Raw genomic sequence first — 21,546 nt, 5'->3', positions numbered from 1 at the left:
GCGATGTTCCGCCGTACCTTCTGGTTCACCACGGGCGTCGCCGCCGGTGTCTGGGCCACCACCAAGGTCAACCGCAAGCTGAGGCAGCTGACCCCCGAGAGCCTCGCCGCGACCGCGGCCAACAAGGCGCTCGAGACGGGAGCGCGCCTCAAGGACCGTGCGGTGGGCTTCGCCCTCGACGTCCGCGACAACATGGCCCAGCGGGAGGCCGAGCTGGGGGAGGCGCTGGGGATCCACGAGGACCCCGAACTCCCCGCACCCAGGCGGTACGCCGCCATCGAGAACAACCGCAGTACCCCCAAGTACCCCGAGCACATCGAGAACACGACGTACTCGCAGACGAAGAACCCGTACAACCGGAATGAGGACCACTGATGGAGTCGGCCGAGATTCGCCGCCGCTGGCTGAGCTTCTTCGAGGAGCGCGGGCACACCGTCGTCCCTTCGGCGTCGCTCATCGCGGACGACCCGACTCTGCTCCTCGTCCCGGCCGGCATGGTGCCCTTCAAGCCCTACTTCCTGGGTGAGGTCAAGCCGCCCTTCGCGCGCGCCACCAGCGTGCAGAAGTGCGTGCGCACGCCCGACATCGAAGAAGTCGGCAAGACCACCCGCCACGGCACGTTCTTCCAGATGTGCGGCAACTTCTCCTTCGGCGACTACTTCAAGGAAGGCGCCATCAGTTACGCCTGGGAGCTGCTCACCACGCCCCAGGACAAGGGTGGTTACGGCCTGGAGCCGGAGAAGCTCTGGATCACCGTCTACAAGGACGACGACGAGGCCGAGCGCATCTGGCACGAGGTCGTCGGTGTGCCCAAGGAGCGCATCCAGCGCCTGGGCATGAAGGACAACTACTGGTCCATGGGCGTTCCCGGCCCCTGCGGCCCCTGTTCCGAGATCAACTACGACCGCGGCCCCGAGTTCGGCGTCGAGGGCGGCCCCGCCGTCAACGACGAGCGGTACGTGGAGATCTGGAACCTCGTCTTCATGCAGTACGAGCGCGGCGAGGGCATCGGCAAGGACAACTTCGAGATCCTGGGCGACCTGCCGAGCAAGAACATCGACACGGGCCTCGGCATGGAGCGCCTCGCCATGATTCTGCAGGGTGTGCAGAACATGTACGAGATCGACACCTCCATGGCCGTCATCAAGAAGGCCACCGAGCTGACCGGCGTCGAGTACGGCGAGGCCCACGACTCCGACGTCTCCCTGCGCGTGGTCACCGACCACATGCGCACGTCCGTGATGCTCATCGGCGACGGCGTCACCCCCGGCAACGAGGGCCGCGGCTACGTCCTGCGCCGCATCATGCGCCGCGCCATCCGCAACATGCGCCTGCTCGGCGCCACGGGTCTGGTCGTCAAGGACCTGATCGACGTCGTGATCGAGATGATGGGCCAGCAGTACCCGGAGCTCGTGTCCGACCGCGAGCGCATCGAGAAGGTCGCCCTGGCCGAGGAGAACGCCTTCGTCAAGACGCTGAAGGCCGGCACCAACATCCTCGACACGGCCGTCACCGAGACCAAGCAGTCCGGTGGCAAGGTCCTCGCCGGCGACAAGGCGTTCCTGCTCCACGACACCTGGGGCTTCCCGATCGATCTCACCCTCGAAATGGCCGCCGAGCAGGGGCTGTCCGTGGACGAGGACGGCTTCCGGCGCCTGATGAAGGAGCAGCGGGAGCGCGCCAAGGCCGACGCCCAGGCCAAGAAGACCGGCCACGCCGGCGTCGGCGCCTACCGCGAGATCGCCGACAAGGCCGGCGAGACCGACTTCATCGGTTACTCCGACACCGAGGGCGAGTCCACGATCGTCGGCATCCTCGTCGACGGCACCTCCTCCCCGGCCGCCACGGAGGGCGACGAGGTCGAGATCGTCCTCGACCGCACCCCCTTCTACGCCGAGGGCGGCGGCCAGATCGGCGACACCGGCCGTATCAAGGTCGACACGGGTGCCGTCATCGAGATCCGCGACTGCCAGAAGCCGGTCCCCGGGGTGTACGTCCACAAGGGCGTCGTCCAGGTCGGTGAGGTCACCGTCGGTGCCAAGGCCCAGGCCTCGATCGACTCCCGCCGCCGCACGGCCATCGCCCGCGCCCACTCGGCCACCCACCTCACCCACCAGGCCCTGCGCGACGCCCTCGGCCCGACGGCCGCCCAGGCCGGTTCCGAGAACCAGCCCGGCCGCTTCCGCTTCGACTTCGGTTCCCCGTCCGCCGTCCCGACGGCCGTGATGACCGACGTCGAGCAGAAGATCAACGAGGTGCTCGCCCGCGACCTGGACGTGCACGCCGAGATCCTGAGCCTCGACGAGGCCAAGAAGCAGGGCGCCATCGCCGAGTTCGGCGAGAAGTACGGTGAGCGCGTCCGCGTCGTGACCATCGGCGACTTCTCCAAGGAGCTGTGCGGCGGTACGCACGTGCACAACACCGCCCAGCTGGGCCTGGTGAAGCTGCTCGGCGAGTCGTCGATCGGGTCGGGTGTGCGCCGTATCGAGGCCCTGGTCGGTGTCGACGCCTACAACTTCCTCGCCCGTGAGCACACCGTCGTCGCCCAGCTCCAGGAGCTGATCAAGGGTCGTCCGGAGGAGCTCCCGGAGAAGGTGTCCGCCATGCTCGGCAAGCTGAAGGACGCCGAGAAGGAGATCGAGAAGTTCCGCGCCGAGAAGGTCCTCCAGGCCGCCGCCGGTCTCGCCGAGTCCGCCAAGGACGTCCACGGCGTCGCCGTCGTCACCGGCCAGGTCCCGGACGGCACGACCCCCGACGACCTGCGCAGGCTGGTCCTCGACGTGCGCGGCCGCATCCAGGGCGGACGCGCCGCGGTGGTCGCCCTGTTCACGGTCAACAACGGCAAGCCGCTGACCGTCATCGCCACCAACGAGGCCGCCCGCGAGCGCGGCCTCAAGGCCGGCGACCTGGTCCGTTCGGCCGCCAAGACCCTCGGCGGCGGCGGTGGCGGCAAGCCGGACGTCGCCCAGGGCGGCGGCCAGAACCCGGCCGCCGTCGGCGAGGCCGTGGACGCCGTCGAGCGGCTCGTGGCGGAAACGGCCAAGTGAGCCGGCCGATGCGGAAGGGCCGTCGACTCGCGATCGACGTCGGGGACGCCCGGATCGGGGTCGCCTCGTGCGACCCCGACGGGATCCTCGCCACCCCGGTGGAGACGGTCCCCGGCCGGGACCTCCCCGCGGCTCACCGCCGCTTGAGGCAACTGGTCGAGGAGTACGAGCCGATCGAGGTCGTCGTCGGTCTCCCTCGCTCCCTCAAGGGGGGCGAGGGCCCGGCCGCGGTAAAGGTTCGCGGCTTCGCCCAGGAGCTGGCCAAGGGCATCGCGCCCGTCTCCGTACGCCTGGTCGACGAGCGGATGACGACCGTGACGGCCAGTCAGGGACTGCGCGCCTCAGGGGTGAAGTCCAAGAAGGGCCGGTCGGTGATCGACCAGGCAGCCGCTGTGATCATCCTCCAGCAGGCCCTGGAATCCGAACGGGTGTCAGGTAAAGCACCGGGCGAGGGCGTCGAAGTGGTCATCTGATCGCGGTACGGTAACGTTCCGCGTCGATGCGGCGGTGTTCGAACAGCCACCGCACAGAGAGAGGCGGAACGGTGACGGGTCCGCGAAGGCCTCGTGATCGCCGCCTCGCGGCTCTAGGGGATTGATGACTGAGTATGGCCGGGGCCCGGGCTCCGAACCGTGGCATCCGGAGGACCCGTTGTACGGGGACGGCGGATGGGAAGGGCAGCAGGCCCACCCGGGTCATCAGCCTGGTTACGGCGGCCAGCAGCAGCACCACTACCCGCAGCAGCAGTCGGAGTACGGCGACTGGGGCCAAGGACAGGCGCAACAGTACGGCCAGCAGCAGTACGACCCGCAGTACCAGGGCTACGACCAGCAGCAGTACGTCGATCAGGGGCAGCAGCAGTACGCCCACCAGAACCAGCACAACCAGCAGGGCTACCACGAGGGTTACCAAGAAGGCGGCTGGGACGGCACGGGCACCCATGCCCATGTACCGTACGCGGCCGACCCCGGTGACCCCTACGGCCAGCAGGCCGCGGCCTACGGCGCGGAGCAGCCGGACTTCTACAACACCCCGGACGCGTATCCGCCGCCGGAGCCGCCCGCCCGGCGGCGCCCCGAGCCCGAACCGGCGGAGTCCGAGCCGGAGCTGGACCAGAAACCCGACTGGGATCCCGGGCCCGACCAGGGCGAGCACGCCTTCTTCGCGGGCGGCGGGGCCGACGACGAGGACGACGACGAGCCGGAGGGCCGCGGGGACCGGCGGGGCCGGGGCGGCAAAGGCGCCAAGGGTGCGAAGAGCAAGAAGAGCCGCAACGGCTGCGCCTGCCTGGTCGTCGCACTGGTGTTCGTCGGGGGTCTCGGTGGCGTCGGCTACTTCGGCTACCACTTCTACAAGAATCGTTACACCGCGGCTCCGGACTATGCGGGCGGCGGCACGAGCCAGACCGTGAGCGTGGAGGTCCCCAGGGGCTCGGGCGGCGCGGACATAGGCCGTCTGCTGAAGGCGGCCGGCGTCGTCAAGAGCGTCGACGCCTTCGTGTCCGCGTTCACGAGCAATCCGGACGGGGACTCGATCCAGGCGGGCGCGTACGTCCTGAAAAAGGAAATGTCCGCGAAGAGCGCCGTAGAGATGATGCTCGACCCGAAGAGCCAGGCCAATGTGGTCGTCGCGCCGGGCCAGCGGAACGTGGCCGTCTACAAGGTCATCGACATAAAGCTCGGTCTTTCCTCCGGAGCCACCCGGAAGGTGGCGGAAAGCCAGTACAAGACGCTCGGGCTGCCCAGCTGGGCGAACGACAACGACGACATCAAGGACCCGCTGGAGGGCTTCCTCTACCCCGGCACGTATCCCGCGGCCAAGGGCATGAAGCCGGAGGCGGTCCTGAAGGCGATGGTCGCCCACGCCAACGAGGTGTACGGCGGCTACGACCTCCAGGCCAAGGCCAAGACGCTCAAGCTGGACAGTCCGCTGCAGGTCATCACGGTCGCGAGCCTCGTCCAGGCCGAGGGCAAGACGCACGACGACTACCGCAAGATGGCGGAGGTCGTCTACAACCGTCTCAAGCCCACGAACGACCAGACCAACCAGCTGCTCCAGTTCGACTCGACCTTCAACTACCTGAAGGGCGAGAGCAAGATCAATATCAGCGAGTCCGAGATCAACAGCAACAAGGACCCGTACAACACGTACACCAACAAGGGCCTGCCGCCCGGTCCGATCGGCAATCCCGGTGACGACGCGTTGAAGGCCACGCTGAATCCGACCACCGACGGCTGGATCTATTTCGTGGCGACCGACGGCGAGAACAACACCGAATTCGCCAAGACCTACGCAGAATTCCAGAAACTCAAGGACAAGTTCGATGCCAGCACGGGCAACTGACGCCCGCCGGGCCGCGGTACTCGGCAGCCCCATCGCCCACTCCCTCTCCCCGGCGCTGCACCGCGCCGCGTACGAGGCGCTGGAGCTCACCGGCTGGACGTACGACCGCTTCGAGGTCGACGAGGAGGCCCTGCCCTCCTTCGTCGAGGGGCTCGGCGCCGAGTGGGCCGGGCTGTCGCTCACCATGCCGCTGAAGCGTGCGGTCATCCCGCTGCTCGACGAGATCAGCGAGACGGCGGCCTCCGTCGAGGCGGTCAACACCCTGGTCTTCACCGAGGACGGACGCCGGATCGGTGACAACACCGACATCCCCGGCATGGTCGCCGCCCTGCGCGAACGTGGCGTCGAACAGGTCGACTCGGCCGCGATCCTCGGCGCCGGTGCCACCGCGTCCTCCGCGCTGGCGGCCCTGGCCCGGGTCTGCACCGGCGAGATCGTCGCCTACGTCCGCAGCGAGGCCCGCGCCGCCGAGATGCGGCAGTGGGGCGAGCGGCTCGGCGTCGAGGTCCGGATCGCCGACTGGGCGGACGCGGCCGACGCCCTGCGCTTCCCGCTGGTCGTCGCGACCACCCCGGCCGGGACCACGGACGGCCTCGCCGTCTCGGTGCCGGAGCGCCCCGCCACCCTCTTCGACGTGCTCTACGACCCCTGGCCGACCGAGCTGGCCGCCCGTTGGTCGATGTTCGGCGGCGCCGTCGTCAGCGGCCTCGACCTGCTCGTGCACCAGGCGGTGTGCCAGGTCGAGCAGATGACCGGCCGCTCCCCGGCACCCGTGGAGGCCATGCGCAAGGCCGGCGAACACGCCCTCGCCTCCCGCCGGGCATCGCACCGTCCATGACCTGTCCGGCCGCCGCTCCGTCCGCTTGATGGACCGGCGACCGTGTCCGGGGCCCGGACGTGGGAGGATCGGAGATGGCGGGCCCGGGCCGCGCACCCGGTCACGCCGACGACGTACGCGAGGACGCGCGTGCGGCACGGCATAACGGGGCGCGAGCACTGAGGAGCATCGTTGAGCAGGCTGCGTTGGCTGACCGCGGGGGAGTCCCACGGTCCCGCACTTGTCGCCACGCTGGAGGGCCTTCCCGCCGGCGTGCCGATCACCACGGACATGGTGGCCGACCACCTGGCACGACGGCGGCTCGGCTACGGGCGTGGTGCGCGGATGAAGTTCGAGCGCGACGAGGTCACCTTCCTCGGCGGCGTCCGGCACGGTCTGACCATGGGTTCGCCGGTGGCGGTCATGGTGGGCAACACGGAGTGGCCGAAGTGGGAGCAGGTCATGGCGGCCGACCCGGTCGACCCGGAGATCCTCGCGGGCCTCGCCCGCAACGCCCCGCTCACCCGCCCGCGGCCCGGCCACGCAGACCTCGCCGGGATGCAGAAGTACGGATTCGACGAGGCCCGGCCGATTCTGGAGCGTGCCTCGGCGCGTGAGACGGCGGCCCGGGTGGCGCTGGGCGCGGTGGCCCGGTCGTATCTGAAGGAGACGGCGGGTATCGAGATCGTCTCCCATGTGGTGGAGCTGGCCGCCGCGAAGGCGCCCTACGGTGTTTACCCGACCCCCGCGGACGTGGCGAAGCTGGACGCGGACCCGGTGCGCTGCCTGGACGCGGACGCGTCGAAGGCGATGGTCGCGGAGATCGACCAGGCCCACAAGGACGGCGACACCCTCGGCGGCGTGGTCGAGGTGCTGGCGTACGACGTCCCGGTCGGCCTGGGCTCGCACGTGCACTGGGACCGTCGGCTGGACGCCCGGCTGGCCGCCGCCCTCATGGGCATCCAGGCGATCAAGGGCGTCGAGGTCGGCGACGGCTTCGACCTCGCGCGGGTGCCGGGTTCGAAGGCGCACGACGAGATCGTCACCACCCCCGACGGCATCCGGCGCTCCACCGGCCGCTCCGGCGGTACCGAGGGCGGTCTGAGCACGGGTGAGCTGCTGCGGGTGCGGGCGGCGATGAAGCCGATCGCGACCGTGCCGCGGGCCCTGCGGACGGTGGACGTCGTCACGGGCGAGGCGACCCAGGCGCACCACCAGCGTTCCGACGTGTGCGCGGTGCCGGCCGCGGGGATCGTCGCCGAGGCGATGGTCGCGCTGGTGCTGGCGGACGCGGTGGCGGAGAAGTTCGGCGGCGACAGCGTCCCCGAGACCCGCCGCAACGTGCGGTCCTACCTCGACAACCTGCACATCCGATGAGCGGGCCGCTGGTCGTCCTGGTCGGTCCGATGGGCGTGGGCAAGTCCACCGTGGGGCAGCTGCTGGCCGGGCGGCTCGGCGTCGGATACCGGGACACCGACGACGACATCGTCGCCGCGCAGGGCCGCAGCATCGCCGAGATCTTCGTCGACGAGGGCGAGGACGCCTTCCGCGCGATCGAGAAGCGGGCGGTGCGCAAGGCGCTGGCCGAGCACGACGGTGTCCTGGCGCTGGGCGGCGGTTCAATCCTGGACGCGGACACGCGCGGCCTGCTGGCCGGGCAGCGCGTGGTCTACCTGGCGATGGACGTCGAGGAAGCCGTCAAGCGCACCGGCCTGAACGCGGCCCGTCCGCTGCTGGCCGTCAACCCGCGCAAGCAGTGGCGTGAGCTGATGGAGGCCCGCCGTCATCTGTACGAGGGCGTGGCCACGGCCGTGGTCGCGACGGACGGCCGTACGCCCGAAGAGGTCACCCAAGTCGCCCTGGACGCTTTGGAGTTGAAAGAAGCATGAGCAGCGAGTCCGTAACGCGGATCCGGGTCGGCGGCAGCGCGGGGTCGGAACCCTACGAGGTGCTCGTCGGCCGTCGGCTGCTGGCGGAGCTGGGCGGACTGATCGGTGACCGGGTCAAGCGGGTGGCGGTGATCCACCCCGAGGCGCTGGCCGAGACCGGGGAGGCGCTGCGCGCGGATCTGGCCGGGCAGGGCTTCGAGGCCGTCGCCATCCAGGTGCCCAACGCGGAGGAGGCCAAGACCGCGGAGGTCGCGGCGTACTGCTGGAAGGCGCTCGGTCAGTCGGGGTTCACCCGCACGGACGTCGTCGTGGGGGTGGGCGGTGGCTCGACCACCGACCTCGCGGGGTTCGTCGCGGCGACGTGGCTGCGCGGGGTGCGCTGGATCGCCGTCCCGACCACAGTGCTGGCCATGGTGGACGCGGCGGTGGGCGGCAAGACCGGCATCAACACCGCCGAGGGCAAGAACCTGGTCGGTTCGTTCCACCCGCCGGCCGGGGTGCTGTGTGACCTGGCCGCGCTGGACTCCCTGCCGGTCAATGACTACGTCTCCGGGCTCGCGGAGATCATCAAGGCCGGTTTCATCGCCGATCCGGTGATCCTGGACCTGATCGAGTCCGACCCCGAGGCCGCCCGCACTCCGGCGGGCCCGCACACCGCCGAGCTCGTCGAGCGCTCCATCCGGGTCAAGGCGGACGTGGTGTCGTCCGACCTGAAGGAGTCGGGTCTGCGAGAGATCCTGAACTACGGTCACACCCTCGCGCACGCCATCGAGAAGAACGAGCGCTACAAGTGGCGGCACGGCGCGGCCGTCTCGGTGGGCATGCACTTCGCCGCCGAACTGGGCCGCCTGGCAGGCCGGTTGGACGAGGCGACGGCCGACCGCCACCGCACGATCCTCCAAGCCGTCGGCCTGCCGCTGCACTACCGCCACGACCAGTGGCCCAAGCTGCTGGAGAACATGAAGGTCGACAAGAAGTCCCGCGGCGACCTGCTGCGCTTCATCGTCCTGGACGGCCTGGCCAAGCCCACCGTGCTGGAGGGGCCCGACCCGGCCGTCCTGCTCGCCGCGTACGGCGAGGTGGGCGAGTAGGACCACGGGACGGTCGAGTAAGTCCGTCCGGTCCCCTTCCGCCCGATTCCCTTTCCACACCGGGCACTTCGGACCGCCCCCGGCCGTTCACCAAACGACGGGCGGGGGCGGTACCGTTCAGTAGCGAAGCGGGGGTCCGCACCCCCACAGCCAGCGCCAATTGCCTGTACGAGACGGAGTGGCACCGGATGCAGCACGCAGTGGGTTCTCCGCTGCCGCCGCCCCACCAGCCGGGGCACGGTCCGGCCGCCGGCTGGTCGCCGGGAGCGGGGCACCCGGGCCCGCACCAGTCGGGCAGCGCCCCCCAGCCGCAGCCGGGATACCTCGGCGCCCCTTCGGGTCCGGTCCCGCCCGCGCCCCAGCCGCCGGTCCCGCCCGTGCCGCACCCGCCCGCCCCGCAGCACGCCCCCGTCCCGCCGGGCACCGACACCACCGGGCATGTCCCGCTGCCGCCCGGCGGCCCCGTGCCCATGCCCAGCGCACCGCCCGCCCCGACCGTTCCCGACCCGTCGGCCACGACGCTCGCCGTCCTGCTGATCGGCCCCGCGGGCGCCGGCAAGACCAGCGTCGCCAAGTACTGGGCCGACCACCGCCGGGTCCCCACCGCCCACGTCAGCCTCGACGACGTACGCGAATGGGTCCGCTCGGGCTTCGCCGACCCGCAGTCGGGGTGGAACGACCACTCCGAGGCCCAGTACCGCCTCGCCCGCCGCACCTGCGGCTTCGCCGCGCGCAACTTCCTGGCCAACGGCATCTCGTGCATCCTGGACGACGCGATCTTCCCCGACCGCCCGGCCGTGGGTCTGGGTGGCTGGAAACGACACGTCGGCCCGGGCCTCCTGCCCGTCGTCCTCCTCCCCGGCCTGGAAGTCGTCCTGGAGCGCAACGCCGAACGCTCCGGCAACCGCCGCCTCACCGACGAGGAGGTCGCCCGCATCCACGGCCGCATGGCCGGCTGGTACGGCTCCGGCCTCCCCATCATCGACAACTCACAACTGGACGTCCCGACGACGGCAAGGGTCCTGGACGACGTCCTGGCAAGGGCGATCGCGAGTCCGCCCAAGTGGTAGCGAGCGGGACCGAGGGTTCAGGGGCGCGGGGCCGTACCGATGTGCGGCTCCGCCGCGGTGGCGCGACAAGCCCCCACCGTCCGGCAGACGGCACACAACCGTCCACCCCACCCCGTTCCCCCGAACGCCCTCCCAACCGGCACAATTCAGCCACCCCTCCTACGCTCGTGTCATGTCAGAGGTCTACGCGGCCCGCCGCACACGGCTGAGGGAACGATGCAACGCGAGCGGCAGCGCCACGGCGCTCGTCTCCCGCCCCGCCAACGTGAGATACCTCGCGGGCGCAGCCCCGCACGGCGCCGTCCTGCTGCTCGGCAGGAGCGAGGACGTCCTCGTGTGCGTCGGCCCGCCCGACGACCGCCCGGCCGAGGGACGACCGGACGACGCCCTGCGCGTCCAGTCCCTCTCCCGCGACGGGGGCGATCCGGCGGTCGCCGCCGCCGACCTGCTCATGGCCCAGGGCGGAGACTCCCTCGCGGTCGAGGAACACCACCTCACGGTCGCCCGCCACCGGGAAATCCGCTCGGTCGCCCCGCGCCTGCGCCTGGCCGACCTGGGCGGCGCGGTGGAACAGCTGAGGGTGGTGAAGGACGAGGAGGAGATCTCCTGCCTGCGGATCGGCGCCGAGATCGCCGACCAGGCCCTGGGGGAGCTGCTGGAGTCCATCCTGGTCGGGCGGACGGAACGGCACCTCGCCCTCGAACTGGAGCGGCGCCTCGTCGACCACGGCGCCGACGGTCCCGCCTTCGCCACGTCCGTCGCCACCGGACCGAACTCCGGTCGGCGCGGACACCGGCCCACCGACCGGCGCGTCGAGGAGGGAGACTTCCTCTCCGTCTGTCTGGGGGCGGCCTACCGCGGCTACCGCTGCGAGATCGGCCGCACCTTCGTGATCGGGACGTCCCCGGCGGACTGGCAGATCGAGCTGTACGACCTCGTCTTCGCCGCTCAGCGGGCCGGGCGCGAGGCTCTGGCGCCCGGCGCCGCCTGCCGTGACGTGGACCGTGCGGCACGCCAGGTACTGGACTGCGCGGGGCACGCCGAGAGCTTCCCGGCGCTCACCGGGCACGGTGTCGGACTCGAAATCGACGAGGACCCGCAGTTGACTCCCGCGGCCATGGGTAAACTGGACGCTTGCGTGCCGGTCACCGTCGAACCCGGGGTCCACCTCCCGGGCCGGGGCGGCGTCCGGATCGATGACACGCTCGTCGTGCGCCCAGAGGCGGACGGCGGACCCGAGCTACTCACCATCACGACCAAGGAGCTGCTCGCGCTGTAGGAGTGCGTGCCCCGGGGTCGTCCACGTCAGTCCAGGAGATTCCGCAACCGTGGCTTCCACGAACGACCTCAAGAACGGCCTGGTGCTCAAGCTCGAAGGCGGCCAGCTCTGGTCCGTCGTCGAGTTCCAGCACGTCAAGCCCGGCAAGGGCCCGGCCTTCGTGCGCACCAAGCTCAAGAACGTGCTTTCCGGCAAGGTCGTCGACAAGACGTTCAACGCCGGCGTCAAGGTCGAGACGGCCACTGTCGACAAGCGCGACATGCAGTTCTCCTACATGGACGGCGAGTACTTCGTCTTCATGGACATGGAGACCTACGACCAGCTCATGGTCGACCGCAAGGCCGTCGGCGACGCCGCCAACTTCCTGATCGAGGGCTTCACGGCCACCGTCGCGCAGCACGAGGGCGAGGTGCTCTTCGTCGAGCTGCCGGCCGCCGTCGAGCTCGTCGTCCAGGAGACCGAGCCGGGCCTCCAGGGCGACCGCTCCACCGGTGGCACCAAGCCCGCGACCCTGGAGACCGGTCACCAGATCCAGGTCCCGCTCTTCATCACCACCGGTGAGAAGATCAAGGTCGACACCCGCACCAGCGACTACCTCGGCCGGGTGAACAGCTAACCGTGGCTGCCCGCAACACGGCCCGCAAGCGCGCCTTCCAGATCCTCTTCGAGGGCGACCAGCGCGGAGCCGACGTCCTGACCGTCCTCGCGGACTGGATCCGGCTCTCCCGGGCCGACACCAGGCAGCCGCCGGTGAGCGAGTACACGATGCAGCTGGTCGAGGGCTACGCGCAGCACGCGCGGCGCATCGACGAGCTGATCTCCCAGTACTCGGTCGGCTGGACGCTGGACCGGATGCCGGTCGTCGACCGAAACATCCTTCGTCTCGGCGCCTACGAGCTGATCTGGGCCGACGAGACCCCGGACGCGGTGGTCCTCGACGAGATGGTGCAGCTGGCGAAGGAGTTCTCCACGGACGAGTCGCCCTCGTTCGTGAACGGCCTGCTCGGCCGCCTCAAGGAGCTCAAGCCGTCCCTGCGGCGCGATTAGCTCCGCAGGGAGAGCCGGGGAACTGCGGCCGCATGTGGCCTGCGGGCCGTCTGTGGCGCGTCGCGCAGTTCCCCGCGCCCCTAGGGGCGCGCATACGTAGGAGGGCCCACAGCACACGCTGTGGGCCCTCCTACGTACCCGCACAACGCAGGGGTGGCCGGAACCGCTGGGTTCCGGCCACCCCGAGGGTACGTTTCTGCTCGACCGCGCAGCGGCTAGTTCTCCTCGTGGGAGACCGCGCGACGCGCGTCCGAGTCCAGGACGCCCCAGCTGATCAGCTGTTCGGTCAGGACCGAGGGCGACTGGTCGTAGATGACGGCGAGAGTGCGCAGGTCGTCCTGGCGGATCGACAGCACCTTGCCGTTGTAGTCACCGCGCTGCGACTGGATCGTGGCGGCGTAGCGCTGGAGGGGACCCGCCTTCTCGACCGGCACATGGGCCAGTCGCTCCAGGTCCAGGACCAGCTTCGGCGGGGGCTCGGCCGCCCCGCCCGGGGTGGTGCCCGGCAGCAGCTCCTGCACGGGGACGCCGTAGAAATCCGCCAGCTCGGCAAGGCGCTGCACGGTCACGGCGCGGTCGCCGCGCTCGTACGAACCGACCACGACCGCCTTCCAGCGTCCCTGGGACTTCTCCTCGACACCGTGGAGGGAAAGGCCCTGCTGGGTGCGGATCGCCCGGAGCTTGGCCCCGAGCTGTTTGGCGTATTCGCTGGACATATAGCTCCCCGGCACTGGGTCGACGCGGCAGGAGCCGCGTGCTGGTAACTCACTGTGAGGTTACGCAGCGTGATTCTTCTGCGTCAAGCCGAATGGTCCACACCGACTCTTCCGTGGTATCCGTGGCCGACTACGCCAAGGGGGTGATCAGGCGTGTCCTTGCGGGCTGCTACCGTGGAGTGAGCAAATCCGACGTCCTTTAAGGTCCGTCCCGTGAGGCGGAGAAGGAGGTCCGTTTCTTATGGACAAGCAGGACACCCAGCAGGATCCCCGACAAGCCGACGCGCGGCCCGTTCTCGAAGGCCCCGACATCGCGCGAGTGCTGACCCGCATCGCCCACGAGATCGTCGAACGCGCCAAGGGCGCCGACGACGTGGTGCTCCTCGGCATCCCGACCCGCGGCGTCTTCCTCGCCCAACGGCTCGCCGCCAAGCTGGAGCAGGTCACCGACCGCGAGATTCCGGTCGGCTCCCTCGACATCACGATGTACCGCGACGACCTGCGCATGCACCCGCCGCGTGCGCTGGCCCGCACCGAGATCCCCGGTGACGGCCTCGACGGCAGACTGGTCGTCCTCGTCGACGACGTGCTCTTCTCGGGCCGCACCATCCGCGCAGCCCTCGACGCCCTGAACGACATCGGGCGCCCGCGCGCGGTGCAGCTCGCGGTCCTCGTCGACCGCGGCCACCGGGAACTGCCCATCCGCGCCGACTACGTCGGCAAGAACCTCCCCACGTCGCTGCGGGAGACGGTCAAGGTCCTGCTCGCCGAGGAGGACGGTCGCGACACCGTGCTGCTCGGTGTGAACCGGACCGCCCAGCAGTAGCACGCGCGCGTGCGGCCTCTTGTGCCGTACGTCCCTCCGTCGTGCCCCTGCCTGCCCGAATCCTCCCCATGAACTGCCTTACGGAGCCTGACAGATGCTGCGTCATCTCATCTCGGCCGCCGACCTCACCCGCGACGACGCCGTCCTGATCCTCGACACCGCCGAGGAGATGGCCCGGGTCGCCGACCGGCCCATCAAGAAACTGCCGACCCTGCGCGGCCGCACGATCGTCAACCTCTTCTTCGAGGACTCCACGCGCACGCGTATCTCCTTCGAGGCCGCCGAGAAGCGCCTCTCCGCGGACGTCATCAACTTCTCCGCCAAGGGGTCCTCGGTGTCCAAGGGCGAGTCCCTGAAGGACACCGCCCAGACGCTGGAGGCCATGGGCGTGGACGCGGTCGTCATCCGGCACGGCGCCTCCGGGGCGCCGTACCGCCTGGCCACCTCCGACTGGATCGACGCCGTCGTCATCAACGCGGGCGACGGCACCCACCAGCACCCCACCCAGGCACTCCTGGACGCCTTCACCATGCGCCGCAGGCTGATCGGCCGGGACGCCGGGATCGGGCACGACCTCTCCGACAAGCGCATCACGATCGTCGGCGACATCCTGCACAGCCGGGTCGCCCGCTCCAACGTCGACCTGCTGCACACGCTCGGCGCCGAGGTCACCCTGGTCGCCCCGCCCACGCTCGTGCCGGTCGGCATCGAGTCGTGGCCCTGCGAGGTGTCCTACGACCTCGACAGCACACTCCCGAAGTCCGACGCGGTGATGATGCTGCGCGTGCAGCGCGAGCGGATGAACGCCGCGTTCTTCCCCACCGAGCGCGAGTACTCGCGGCGCTACGGCCTCGACGGCGACCGGATGGCGCGGATGCCCGAGCACGCCATCGTGATGCACCCCGGGCCGATGGTCCGCGGCATGGAGATCACCGCCGAGGTCGCCGACTCCGAGCGCTGCACCGTCGTCGAACAGGTCGCCAACGGAGTGTCCATCCGGATGGCCGTCCTCTACCTGCTCCTGGGCGGCAACGAACCCGCCGTCAGCCACGCCCGTACCACCGAGGGGAAGTAAGAACATGAGCAAGATCCTGATCCGTGGTGCGCAGGTGCTCGGCGGGGAGCCGCAGGACGTTCTGATCGACGGTCCGCTCATCGAGGCGGTGGGCCAGGGACTGTCCGCCGAGGGCGCCGAGGTCGTCGAGGCCGGCGGCAAGGTGCTGCTGCCGGGGCTGGTCGACCTGCACACTCATCTGCGCGAGCCGGGCCGTGAGGACTCCGAGACCGTGCTGACGGGTACGCGAGCGGCGGCCTCCGGCGGCTACACGGCCGTCTTCGCCATGGCCAACACCTTCCCCGTGGCCGACACCGCCGGTGTGGTCGAGCAGGTCTACCGGCTCGGCCAGGAGCACGGCTACTGCGATGTGCAGCCCATCGGCGCGGTCACCGTGGGCCTGGAGGGCAAGAAGCTCGCCGAGCTGGGCGCCATGCACGAGTCGGCCGCAGGCGTCACCGTCTTCTCCGACGACGGCAAGTGCGTCGACGACGCCGTGATCATGCGGCGCGCCCTGGAGTACGTGAAGGCCTTCGGCGGGGTCGTCGCCCAGCACGCCCAGGAGCCCCGGCTGACCGAGGGCGCCCAGATGAACGAGGGCGTCGTCTCCGCCGAGCTGGGGCTCGGGGGCTGGCCCGCGGTGGCCGAGGAGTCGATCATCGCCCGGGACGTCCTGCTCGCCGAGCACGTCGGTTCCCGCGTCCACATCTGCCACCTCTCCACCGCCGGGTCGGTCGAGATCGTCCGCTGGGCCAAGTCCCGCGGCATCGACGTCACCGCCGAGGTCACCCCGCACCACCTGCTCCTCACCGACGAGCTCGTGCGGAGTTACAACCCGGTCTACAAGGTCAACCCGCCGCTGCGCACCGAGCGCGATGTGCTCGCCCTGCGCGAGGCGCTCGCCGACGGCACCATCGACATCGTCGCCACCGACCACGCCCCGCACCCGCACGAGGACAAGGACTGCGAGTGGGCCGCGGCCGCCATGGGCATGGTCGGCCTGGAGACCGCGTTGTCAGTGGTCCAGGAGACGATGGTGGAGACCGGGCTCCTGGACTGGGCCGGGGTCGCCGACCGCATGTCCTTCACACCCGCCCGGATCGGGCGGGCGACGGGGCACGGCCGCCCCGTCTCGGCAGGTGAGCCCGCCAACCTCACGCTCGTCGACACGGAATACCGTGGGTCCGTGGACCCCGCGGGCTTCGCCTCGCGCAGCCGGAACACCCCGTACGAGGGGCGTGAGCTGCCGGGCCGTGTCACGCACACGTGGCTCCGGGGCAAGGCCACGCTCGTCGACGGGAAGCTCACGTGACATCTGCTGCACTACTGCTCGCGGCCGAGAAGGAATCCGCCGCCGTGACCGACTGGGCCGCGCGGATCGGCTGGGTGGTCGGCCTCGGCCTGTTCGTCGCGCTCGTGTACTGGCTGATGCGCGAAGGCTGGAAGTGGCGTGGCACGCTCCAGGGCGACCTGCCCGAGCTGCCCGGCGCGCCGGACGACCTCGGCCCGGCGAGACTGGGCATGAGCGGCCGCTATCACGGCTCCACCACCGCCGGGCAGTGGCTCGACCGCATCGTGGCGCACGGCCTGGGCACCCGCAGCCGGGTCGAGCTCACCCTGACGGACGCGGGGCTGGACGTCGTACGCCCCGGTGCCACCGACTTCTTCGTCCCCGTCGGCGCGCTGCGCGAGGCGCTGCTCGGCAAGGGCATCGCCGGCAAGGTCCTCACCGAGGGCGGACTGCTCGTGGTCACCTGGCAGCACGGCGACACGCTGATCGACTCCGGCTTCCGCTCGGACCACGCGGCCGAGCACCAGGAGTGGGTCGAGGCCATCAACTCCATGATCAACAACAAGACGGAAGGCGCACGATGACGACCTCCACAAGGGGAACCACCAAGGTTCCCGCCGTACTCGTCCTGGAGGACGGCCGGATCTTCCGCGGCCGTGCCTACGGGGCCGTGGGGGAGACCTTCGGCGAAGCGGTGTTCTCCACCGGCATGACCGGCTACCAGGAGACCCTGACCGACCCGTCGTACGACCGCCAGATCGTCGTCGCGACCGCCCCGCAGATCGGCAACACCGGCTGGAACGACGAGGACGACGAGTCGAGCCGCATCTGGGTCTCCGGCTACGTAGTGCGTGACCCCGCGCGAGTGCCCTCCAACTGGCGCGCCAAGCGCTCCCTGGACGACGAGCTGGTCGCGCAGAACGTCGTCGGGATCTCCGGCATCGACACCCGCGCGCTCACCCGTCACCTTCGCGAGCGCGGCTCGATGCGCGCCGGCATCTTCTCCGGCGAGGCGATCGGCTCGGAAGCCGAGCTTCTCGCGCGCGTGCAGGCCCAGCCGCACATGAAGGGCGCGAGCCTCTACGAGGAGGTCGCCACCAAGGAGGTCTACGTCGTCCCGGCGGTCGGCGAGAAGCGGTTCACCGTCGCCGCCATCGACCTCGGCATCAAGGGCATGACCCCGCACCGCATGGCCGAACGCGGCATCGAGGTGCATGTGCTCCCGGCGACCGCCTCCGCGGACGACGTGTACGCCGTCAACCCCGACGGTGTGTTCTTCTCCAACGGCCCGGGCGACCCGGCCACCGCCGACGGCCCTGTCGCGCTGATGACCGAGGTGCTGGAGCGCAGGACGCCGCTGTTCGGCATCTGCTTCGGCAACCAGATCCTCGGCCGCGCCCTCGGCTTCGGCACCTACAAGCTGAAGTACGGCCACCGGGGCATCAACCAGCCGGTCCAGGACCGTACGACCGGCAAGGTCGAGGTCACCGCGCACAACCACGGGTTCGCCGTGGACGCGCCGCTCGACCAGGTCAGCGAGACGAAGTTCGGCCGCGCCGAGGTCTCCCACGTCTGCCTCAACGACGACGTCGTGGAGGGGCTCCAGCTGCTCGACCAGCCGGCCTTCTCCGTCCAGTACCACCCCGAAGCGGCAGCGGGCCCGCACGACGCCGCCTACCTGTTCGACCGCTTCGTAACCCTGATGGAGGGCCAGCGTGCCTAAGCGCACCGATATCCAGTCCGTCCTGGTCATCGGCTCCGGCCCGATCGTCATCGGCCAGGCCGCCGAGTTCGACTACTCCGGCACCCAGGCGTGCCGCATCCTGCGCGCCGAGGGCCTCAGGGTCATCCTCGTCAACTCCAACCCGGCGACGATCATGACCGACCCGGAGATCGCCGACGCCACCTACATCGAGCCGATCACCCCCGAGTTCGTCGAGAAGATCATCGCCAAGGAGCGGCCGGACACGCTGCTGCCCACCCTGGGCGGCCAGACGGCCCTCAACACGGCGATCTCGCTCGCCGAGAACGGCGTCCTGGAGAAGTACGGCGTCGAGCTGATCGGCGCCAACGTGGAGGCCATCAACAAGGGCGAGGACCGCGACCTGTTCAAGGAGGTCGTGGAGGAGGTCCGCCGCAAGATCGGGCACGGCGAGTCGGCGCGCTCGGTCATCTGCCACACCATGGACGAGGTCATCGCCGGCGTCGACGAGCTCGGCGGCTACCCGGTCGTCGTCCGCCCCTCCTTCACCATGGGCGGCGCCGGTTCCGGCTTCGCCCACGACCAGGAGGAGCTGCGCCGCATCGCCGGCCAGGGCCTCACGCTCTCCCCGACCACCGAGGTGCTCCTGGAGGAGTCCATCCTCGGCTGGAAGGAGTACGAGCTGGAGCTGATGCGGGACAAGCACGACAACGTCGTGGTCGTCTGCTCCATCGAGAACTTCGACCCCATGGGCGTGCACACCGGCGACTCGATCACCGTCGCGCCCGCGATGACGCTGACCGACCGCGAGTACCAGATCCTGCGTGACATCGGCATCGCCGTGATCCGTGAGGTCGGCGTCGACACCGGTGGCTGCAACATCCAGTTCGCGGTGAACCCCGAGGACGGTCGCGTGATCGTCATCGAGATGAACCCGCGCGTGTCGCGGTCCTCTGCCCTCGCCTCCAAGGCGACCGGCTTCCCCATCGCCAAGATCGCGGCCAAGCTCGCCGTCGGCTACACCCTCGACGAGATCCCGAACGACATCACGAAGGAGACCCCGGCCTCCTTCGAGCCGACGCTCGACTACGTGGTCGTGAAGGCCCCGCGCTTCGCCTTCGAGAAGTTCCCGAGCGCCGACTCCACCCTCACCACCACCATGAAGTCGGTCGGCGAGGCCATGGCCATCGGCCGCAACTTCACCGAGGCCTTCCAGAAGGCGCTGCGCTCGCTGGAGAAGAAGGGCAGCCAGTTCACCTTCGTCGGCGAGCCCGGCGACAAGGACGAGCTGCTGCGCGAGTCCGTGCGCCCCACCGACGGCCGGATCAACACCGTCATGCAGGCCATCCGCGCGGGTGCCACGCCCGAGGAGGTCTTCGAGTACACGAAGATCGACCCCTGGTTCGTCGACCAGCTCTTCCTCATCAAGGAGACCGCCGACGAGCTGGCCGCCGCCGAACGTCTGGACGGCGACCTGCTCGCCGAGGCCAAGCGGCACGGCTTCTCCGACCAGCAGATCGGCGAGATCCGCGGCCTGCGCGAGGACGTCGTCCGCGAGGTCCGGCACGCGCTGGGCGTCCGCCCGGTCTACAAGACGGTCGACACCTGCGCCGCCGAGTTCGCCGCGAAGACGCCGTACTTCTACTCCTCCTACGACGAGGAGAGCGAGGTCGCGCCCCGCGAGAAGCCCGCGGTGATCATCCTGGGCTCCGGCCCGAACCGCATCGGCCAGGGCATCGAGTTCGACTACTCCTGCGTCCACGCCTCCTTCGCGCTGTCCGACGCCGGGTACGAGACCGTGATGGTCAACTGCAACCCGGAGACCGTCTCCACCGACTACGACACCTCCGACCGCCTGTACTTCGAGCCGCTGACGCTGGAGGACGTGCTGGAGATCGTCCACGCGGAGGCGCAGGCCGGGCCGATCGCCGGTGTCGTCGTCCAGCTCGGCGGCCAGACCCCGCTGGGCCTGGCGCAGGCGCTGAAGGACAACGGGGTGCCGATCGTCGGCACGCCTCCGGAGGCGATCCACGCGGCCGAGGACCGGGGCGCGTTCGGGCGCGTGCTCGCCGAGGCCGGGCTGCCGGCCCCGAAGCACGGCACGGCCACCACCTTCGCCGAGGCCAAGGCCATCGCGGACGAGATCGGCTACCCGGTCCTCGTCCGGCCGTCCTACGTCCTCGGCGGGCGCGGCATGGAGATCGTCTACGACGAGACCCGGCTGTCGTCCTACATCGCCGAGTCGACCGAGATCAGCCCCACCCGGCCGGTCCTGGTCGACCGCTTCCTCGACGACGCCATCGAGATCGACGTCGACGCGCTCTACGACGGTGAGGAGCTGTACCTCGGCGGTGTCATGGAGCACATCGAGGAGGCCGGCATCCACTCCGGCGACTCGGCGTGCGCCCTGCCCCCGATCACGCTCGGCGGCTTCGACATCAAGCGCCTGCGGGCCTCGACCGAGGCCATCGCGCGCGGAGTGGGCGTGCGCGGCCTGATCAACATCCAGTTCGCGATGGCCGGTGACATCCTCTACGTGCTGGAGGCCAACCCGCGCGCGTCCCGCACGGTCCCCTTCACCTCGAAGGCGACCGCGGTGCCACTGGCGAAGGCCGCCGCCCGGATCTCGCTGGGCGCGAGCATCGCCGAACTGCGCGCCGAGGGGCTGCTCCCGGCGACCGGCGACGGTGGCGAGCTGCCGCTGGACGCGCCGATCTCCGTCAAGGAGGCCGTGATGCCGTGGAGCCGCTTCCGTGACACCTCCGGTCGCGGCGTGGACACCGTCCTCGGCCCGGAGATGCGCTCCACCGGCGAGGTCATGGGCATCGACTCCGTCTTCGGCACGGCGTACGCCAAGTCGCAGGCGGGGGCGTACGGCCCGCTGCCCACCAAGGGGCGCGCGTTCATCTCGGTCGCCAACCGCGACAAGCGCTCGATGATCTTCCCGGCGCGCGAGCTGGTCGGCCACGGCTTCGAGCTGCTCGCCACCTCCGGCACCGCCGAGGTCCTCAAGCGCAACGGCATCAACGCCACGGTCGTGCGCAAGCAGTCCGAGGGCACCGGCCCGAACGGCGAGAAGACCATCGTCCAGCTCATCCACGACGGTGAGGTCGACCTCATCGTCAACACCCCGTACGGCACCGGCGGCCGCCTCGACGGCTACGAGATCCGCACGGCGGCCGTGGCGCGGTCCGTGCCGTGCCTGACGACGGTCCAGGCGCTCGCCGCCGCCGTCCAGGGCATCGACGCCCTCAACCACGGGGACGTGGGCGTCCGCTCGCTCCAGGAACACGCGGAACACCTGACCGCGGCCCGCGCCTAGCAGCCCTGAGGGGGACACCGGAAAAAAACGGTGTCCCCCTCTGCATGAGGAC

19 protein-coding genes are annotated in these 21,546 nt (G+C 70.2%); 18 read left to right on the top strand and 1 reads right to left on the bottom strand.

The genetic code is table 11. The features are described 5' to 3' along the window. The first annotated feature begins 3 nt into the window (after nucleotides 1-3). From OG289_RS10910 to nusB, 12 genes are all read left to right on the top strand, one after another. A complete protein-coding gene (locus OG289_RS10910) occupies nucleotides 4-375 on the top strand; it encodes a hypothetical protein (protein WP_327313814.1) in 372 nt (123 codons plus the stop codon). Then, nucleotides 375-3,047 carry an alanine--tRNA ligase gene (gene alaS, locus OG289_RS10905; RefSeq protein ID WP_327313813.1) on the top strand — a complete coding sequence of 891 codons (2,673 nt, stop codon included), beginning with the start codon at nucleotides 375-377 and terminating at the stop codon, nucleotides 3,045-3,047. Before OG289_RS10910 ends, alaS begins: the two co-directional genes overlap by 1 nt. An 8-nt stretch (nucleotides 3,048-3,055) precedes the next feature. Further along, the gene (ruvX, locus tag OG289_RS10900) at nucleotides 3,056-3,520 is read left to right on the top strand and encodes a Holliday junction resolvase RuvX (protein WP_327313812.1); all 465 of its coding nucleotides are present in this window, start codon (nucleotides 3,056-3,058) and stop codon (nucleotides 3,518-3,520) included. A gap of 124 nt (nucleotides 3,521-3,644) precedes the next feature. Next, on the top strand, nucleotides 3,645-5,390 hold the full coding sequence (mltG, locus tag OG289_RS10895; protein WP_327313811.1) for an endolytic transglycosylase MltG: 1,746 nt from the start codon (nucleotides 3,645-3,647) through the stop codon (nucleotides 5,388-5,390). Further along, nucleotides 5,371-6,228 (top strand): shikimate dehydrogenase, encoded by an 858-nt coding sequence (locus OG289_RS10890; protein ID WP_327313810.1) that lies wholly within the window; start codon nucleotides 5,371-5,373, stop codon nucleotides 6,226-6,228. The genes mltG and OG289_RS10890 overlap by 20 nt, the downstream gene beginning before the upstream one ends. Nucleotides 6,229-6,399: 171 nt before the next feature. Further along, the gene (gene aroC / locus OG289_RS10885; RefSeq protein ID WP_327313809.1) at nucleotides 6,400-7,584 is read left to right on the top strand and encodes a chorismate synthase; all 1,185 of its coding nucleotides are present in this window, start codon (nucleotides 6,400-6,402) and stop codon (nucleotides 7,582-7,584) included. Then, on the top strand, nucleotides 7,581-8,096 hold the full coding sequence (locus tag OG289_RS10880; RefSeq protein WP_327313808.1) for a shikimate kinase: 516 nt from the start codon (nucleotides 7,581-7,583) through the stop codon (nucleotides 8,094-8,096). Before aroC ends, OG289_RS10880 begins: the two co-directional genes overlap by 4 nt. After that, complete coding sequence (gene aroB, locus OG289_RS10875; protein ID WP_327313807.1) at nucleotides 8,093-9,187, top strand: 3-dehydroquinate synthase; 1,095 nt, start codon at nucleotides 8,093-8,095, stop codon at nucleotides 9,185-9,187. The genes OG289_RS10880 and aroB overlap by 4 nt, the downstream gene beginning before the upstream one ends. A 188-nt stretch (nucleotides 9,188-9,375) precedes the next feature. Beyond that, nucleotides 9,376-10,257 carry a Pro-rich N-terminal domain-containing protein gene (locus tag OG289_RS10870; RefSeq protein ID WP_327313806.1) on the top strand — a complete coding sequence of 294 codons (882 nt, stop codon included), beginning with the start codon at nucleotides 9,376-9,378 and terminating at the stop codon, nucleotides 10,255-10,257. A gap of 172 nt (nucleotides 10,258-10,429) precedes the next feature. Then, a complete protein-coding gene (locus OG289_RS10865) occupies nucleotides 10,430-11,536 on the top strand; it encodes an aminopeptidase P family protein (protein WP_327313805.1) in 1,107 nt (368 codons plus the stop codon). Nucleotides 11,537-11,585: 49 nt separating this feature from the next. After that, nucleotides 11,586-12,152 carry an elongation factor P gene (efp, locus tag OG289_RS10860; RefSeq protein WP_020117452.1) on the top strand — a complete coding sequence of 189 codons (567 nt, stop codon included), beginning with the start codon at nucleotides 11,586-11,588 and terminating at the stop codon, nucleotides 12,150-12,152. Nucleotides 12,153-12,154: 2 nt separating this feature from the next. Next, nucleotides 12,155-12,583 carry a transcription antitermination factor NusB gene (nusB, locus tag OG289_RS10855; RefSeq protein WP_327313804.1) on the top strand — a complete coding sequence of 143 codons (429 nt, stop codon included), beginning with the start codon at nucleotides 12,155-12,157 and terminating at the stop codon, nucleotides 12,581-12,583. Between the two features lie 215 nt (nucleotides 12,584-12,798). On the opposite strand, the gene bldD is transcribed toward nusB, so the two are convergent. Next, nucleotides 12,799-13,299: a transcriptional regulator BldD gene (gene bldD, locus OG289_RS10850; protein WP_327313803.1), complete on the bottom strand. Its 501-nt coding sequence runs from the start codon at nucleotides 13,297-13,299 to the stop codon at nucleotides 12,799-12,801. Nucleotides 13,300-13,540: 241 nt separating this feature from the next. Between bldD and pyrR the strand changes: the two genes are divergently transcribed. The 6 genes from pyrR (at nucleotide 13,541) to carB (ending at nucleotide 21,494) form a co-directional block, all read left to right on the top strand. Further along, nucleotides 13,541-14,125 (top strand): bifunctional pyr operon transcriptional regulator/uracil phosphoribosyltransferase PyrR, encoded by a 585-nt coding sequence (gene pyrR, locus OG289_RS10845; RefSeq protein WP_327313802.1) that lies wholly within the window; start codon nucleotides 13,541-13,543, stop codon nucleotides 14,123-14,125. A gap of 94 nt (nucleotides 14,126-14,219) precedes the next feature. Then, complete coding sequence (locus OG289_RS10840; RefSeq protein WP_327313801.1) at nucleotides 14,220-15,200, top strand: aspartate carbamoyltransferase catalytic subunit; 981 nt, start codon at nucleotides 14,220-14,222, stop codon at nucleotides 15,198-15,200. Nucleotides 15,201-15,204: 4 nt separating this feature from the next. Then, nucleotides 15,205-16,491 (top strand): dihydroorotase, encoded by a 1,287-nt coding sequence (locus OG289_RS10835; RefSeq protein WP_327313800.1) that lies wholly within the window; start codon nucleotides 15,205-15,207, stop codon nucleotides 16,489-16,491. After that, nucleotides 16,488-17,054 (top strand): PH-like domain-containing protein, encoded by a 567-nt coding sequence (locus tag OG289_RS10830; protein ID WP_327313799.1) that lies wholly within the window; start codon nucleotides 16,488-16,490, stop codon nucleotides 17,052-17,054. Before OG289_RS10835 ends, OG289_RS10830 begins: the two co-directional genes overlap by 4 nt. Next, entirely contained in the window at nucleotides 17,051-18,193 is a 1,143-nt protein-coding gene (gene carA / locus OG289_RS10825; protein ID WP_327313798.1) for a glutamine-hydrolyzing carbamoyl-phosphate synthase small subunit, read from the top strand. Before OG289_RS10830 ends, carA begins: the two co-directional genes overlap by 4 nt. After that, nucleotides 18,186-21,494 carry a carbamoyl-phosphate synthase large subunit gene (carB, locus tag OG289_RS10820; protein WP_327313797.1) on the top strand — a complete coding sequence of 1,103 codons (3,309 nt, stop codon included), beginning with the start codon at nucleotides 18,186-18,188 and terminating at the stop codon, nucleotides 21,492-21,494. The genes carA and carB overlap by 8 nt, the downstream gene beginning before the upstream one ends. Nucleotides 21,495-21,546 lie beyond the last annotated feature (52 nt).

It is taken from the genome of Streptomyces sp. NBC_01235, from assembly GCF_035989285.1.
In the GTDB taxonomy this organism is placed as follows: domain Bacteria; phylum Actinomycetota; class Actinomycetes; order Streptomycetales; family Streptomycetaceae; genus Streptomyces.
This window is presented reverse-complemented; position numbering and strand designations above follow the sequence as displayed.